The sequence below is a fragment of the uncultured Ellagibacter sp. genome (assembly GCF_934636505.1).
GTDB lineage: Bacteria > Actinomycetota > Coriobacteriia > Coriobacteriales > Eggerthellaceae > Ellagibacter.
The window spans coordinates 1-3905 of the sequence record NZ_CAKUAL010000108.1; the positions used below are offsets into that span (position 1 = coordinate 1).

General features: G+C 55.4%; 5 protein-coding genes. 4 read left to right on the forward strand and 1 reads right to left on the reverse strand.

Translation table 11 applies throughout. The annotated features are described in order from the left end of the window. The 4 genes from Q0G18_RS09045 to Q0G18_RS09060 form a co-directional block, all read left to right on the forward strand. A partial coding sequence (locus tag Q0G18_RS09045) for a quinolinate synthase NadA (RefSeq protein ID WP_297152265.1) occupies positions 1–591 on the forward strand: 591 nt, incomplete at its 5' end. A gap of 6 nt (positions 592–597) precedes the next feature. Beyond that, positions 598–1941: an FAD-binding protein gene (locus tag Q0G18_RS09050; protein WP_297152269.1), complete on the forward strand. Its 1344-nt coding sequence runs from the start codon at positions 598–600 to the stop codon at positions 1939–1941. Then, on the forward strand, positions 1938–2822 hold the full coding sequence (nadC, locus tag Q0G18_RS09055) for a carboxylating nicotinate-nucleotide diphosphorylase (RefSeq protein WP_297152273.1): 885 nt from the start codon (positions 1938–1940) through the stop codon (positions 2820–2822). Before Q0G18_RS09050 ends, nadC begins: the two co-directional genes overlap by 4 nt. Next, positions 2819–3430, forward strand: coding sequence for a transcription repressor NadR (locus tag Q0G18_RS09060; protein WP_297152276.1), 612 nt, complete (start codon positions 2819–2821; stop codon positions 3428–3430). The genes nadC and Q0G18_RS09060 overlap by 4 nt, the downstream gene beginning before the upstream one ends. Before the next feature lie 278 nt (positions 3431–3708). Here the strand turns inward: Q0G18_RS09060 and Q0G18_RS09065 are convergent, their stop codons facing one another. Continuing rightward, the gene (locus Q0G18_RS09065; protein ID WP_297152279.1) at positions 3709–3846 is read right to left on the reverse strand and encodes a hypothetical protein; all 138 of its coding nucleotides are present in this window, start codon (positions 3844–3846) and stop codon (positions 3709–3711) included. Positions 3847–3905 lie beyond the last annotated feature (59 nt).

The window sequence follows — 3905 nt, forward strand, 5'->3', positions numbered from 1 at the left end:
GTGAACTCCACCGCCGAAGCGAAAACGTGGTCGGACGTATGCGTCACCTCTTCGAACGCCGTGAAAATCTGCAGCTCCTTGCCGCAGCGCAACCTCCTGTTCATTCCCGACATGAACTTAGGTCGCTACGTTGCCGAGCAGATTCCCGATAAGCATGTCATTCTGAATAAGGGCTACTGCCCACGACACATGACCATCAGCCGAAAGCAGGTCATCGATCTTGAGGAAGCCTACCCCGATGCCGTGGTAATGGCACATCCTGAATGCCCGGCGGACGTGCTGGCCGAGGCGGATTTCATCGGCTCCACAAAAGGCATAATCGAACACGCAACCGCTTCCGACGCAAAAGACTTCATCGTGTGCACCGTCGTGGGAATCTTGCGCGAGCTCACCCGTCGAAACGCTGGCACCGATAAGCGTTTCCACTTCCCTACCACGACCCCCCGCTGCGAGAACATGGACCTGGTCAGCCTCCCAAAACTTGCAGCCTGTCTGCGCAATCCGAAGCCTTACGAGGTGCACGTCGACGAGAACTTTGCCCCCGCTGCACGACTAACACTTGAGCGCATGCTGGAATACGCAGCAAAGTAGGGCACCATGGACGAACGAATCGAACATCTCTACTGCGACGTGGTCATCGTCGGTTGCGGCGTGGCAGGCCTGTATTGTGCGCTCAACCTTCCGCGCGAGCTGTCCGTCATCATGTTGGCGAAAACCACACTCGATGAATGCGACTCCATGTTGGCTCAAGGCGGCATCTGCGTGCAGCATGACGCCAACGATTACGCGTCATTCTTCGAAGATACCTTGCGAGCAGGCCATTTCGAGAACCGTCGCGATAGCGTGGACCTTATGATTCGCGCGAGTCGCAGCGTTATCGACAATTTAATGAACTTTGGCGTTGACTTCGCCCGAAACGATGACGGGACGTTGCGCTATACCCGCGAAGGCGCCCACAGCCGCGCACGCATCTGCTACCATCAAGACACCACAGGCGCCGAGATCACGACGAAGCTTTTGGTGGCAGTAAAGCAATTAGCGAACGTGCACATCCTCGAGAATACCTGCATGGACGACATCCTCACCGAAGCGAATGTTAGTCTCCGAAACAATCGACACACCCGTCAGCTATCTCGAGAGAAGAACGCTCGCGAGCGCTGTCGAGGTGTTGTCGCGTACAACGACGATGGGCGGACGCTATCCATCTCCGCAAACGCCACTGTTTGGGCATGCGGGGGTATTGGCGGAATGTACAAACGATCCACCAACTTCCCTTGCCTCACTGGAGACGCGCTGCGCATCGCGCAAGCTCACGGCATAGCGCTCGAGCATACCGATTACGTGCAGATTCACCCCACATCGCTCTACACTACCAAACCAGGACGCGCATTCCTTATCTCGGAATCCTGCCGCGGCGAAGGGGCCGTGTTGCTGGATGCACGAGGAAGGCGATTCACTGACGAGCTTCAACCGCGCGATGTGGTGAGTGCAGCTATCGAACAGCAAATGGATGAAGAAGGTTCCGACTACGTGCGACTCTCCTTTACCAATGTTCCGAAAAACGAAATCATGGGCCATTTCAATCATATTTACGAACACTGCCTCACGGAAGGCTACGACATAACGCAAGAACCGATTCCCGTCGTTCCCGCACAGCATTACTTCATGGGAGGAGTGCATGTCAATCGGCACAGCGCTACCACCATGCCTTCGCTCTACGCCGTTGGCGAGACCAGCTGCAACGGCGTGCATGGCAAAAACCGCCTCGCGAGCAACTCCCTACTCGAATCGCTCGTGTTTGCACAGCGCGCAGCGTGGGATATCGCCCGAAAGGAAAGTCTCCCCTCGCCCTTTCCGCAAACGTACAGCGAGCATCCGATTGGCGCCGAGGCGAAAGCTTATGAGGAATTTTGCATGACGAAGGAGGCCGTGTGCGCATGAACCCCATCACACTGACTACCGTCGCCGAGCCGCTCATTCGAGCCGCTTTGGCCGAGGACATCACCAACGAGGACGTGTCGACTGCCGCTATCATGCCTGAAGCGCACCCTGCTGCCGTCGACCTCATCGCGAAAGCCGACGGTGTGCTCTGCGGCCTCGACGTGTTCGAGCGGACATTCGCCATTCTCGATTCCGAAAGCAAAGTCGAACGATATACAGAAGAAGGTAGCGATATCGTCGCAGGTCAAAAGCTAGCAACTATATTCGGTGATGTTCGCGCGCTCCTGTCGGGCGAACGCGTGGCACTCAACTACCTTCAGCGCATGAGCGGCATCGCCACTTACACGAGAAAGCTTGCCGCGCTTCTTGAAGGCAGCGGGACCACGCTCGTCGACACGCGCAAAACCACCCCGAACATGCGCGTGTTCGAGAAAGAGGCTGTGCGATGCGGTGGTGGGCACAATCACCGATATAACCTCTCCGACGGCGTGATGCTCAAGGACAACCACATCGCCGCAGCTGGCGGTATTCGACCAGCTATCGAAGCAGCTCGCGCCTATGCTCCATTCGTGCGCAAGATCGAGGTTGAATGCGAAACGCTCGATCAGGTACGCGAAGCGATGGATGCGGCCGCGGACATCATCATGCTCGATAACATGGACCATGACACCATGGCTGCCGCAATTGAGCTCATCGATGGCAAAGCTCAAACGGAATGTTCGGGCAATATCGAAGCTGCAAATGTGCAAGCCATCGCTGACCTGGGGGTTGATTTCGTTTCAAGCGGCGCATTGACGCACTCCTCGCCTATCCTCGACGTGTCCATGAAGCATTTGCGCTTACTGGATGACGAAACCGGCGAAAGCGAGGCGAGAAGATGACATCGAAAGCGCAAACACGCCGCGAGGCATTGCTTCTTCTTTTGAAAAACGCTGGCGAGCCGTTAACGGGCGGAAACCTTGCCCAACAGCTTGGTGTAAGCCGACAAATCATCGTGCAAGATATTGCGCTTTTACGCGAAACGGGGGCGAGCATTGTCGGCACCTCGCAGGGATATGTGCTAGAGAAAAGCTCACGTGAAAACCTCGAATTGACGGAGGAGGAAGATAAAGCGAATTCCGATGCAGCCGAATGCTCCGACGATAAAAAACCGTTTGAGCGCACATTCAAGGTACACCACGATCCCGCGCAAACCAGAGATGAGCTTGAAACGATCATTTCCGCAGGCGGGCGCGTTGTAAACGTCTCAATCAGCCATCGCGCCTACGGTTTTCTGAGCGCCCCGCTCGCCATCGAGACAGAGGAAGACATCTCGCGCTTCATCAACGACATCGAAAGTGGCAAGTCAGCCCCATTGAGCACCGCGACTTCAGGCTACCATTACCATCTCATCACAGCCGATGACGAGGAGGCATTCGAGACCATCGGGCGCGCGCTCGCGAACAAAGGCTACCTCGCGCCTCTGCTCCCCCACGAGATGCCGAAGTAGCTCACGCTATCAAAACCGAATACAGAAATTCAATCGAATGAAAAAAATAGAGGTCGCCATCAAGACGACCTCCATTTGCAATTAATGACAGGACATGAACAAGTGTATCCTATGACACTCAAATAGACCAGACGGGCTCCCCCATTCTTTTGGCGAGGTCTTTCATTACGTAAACATTCCAAATCGCAAGCCATGCATTCAAGAAGGCAAACCCCCTTCCTTTTCGAGTTCGGATGAAGAGAAAGGGGGCAATCACTGCGCTTGAAGCTGGGCTTATTCTAGGATTCCCCAATCGAAAGCGCGCGCGAGGACCACAGCTGTGCTTCCTCGGCGGGCACGAGGGGGCAAAGCGATACGGTCAGAACTGTGGCGAGCAGTGGCTTTAAGACCTTCTCGGCGGGCTTGGAAGCGCTCATATTCATTCCTTATAATGAAAAGCCGATAGCGTCGAGCACGTATTTCGGGACCATAAAGC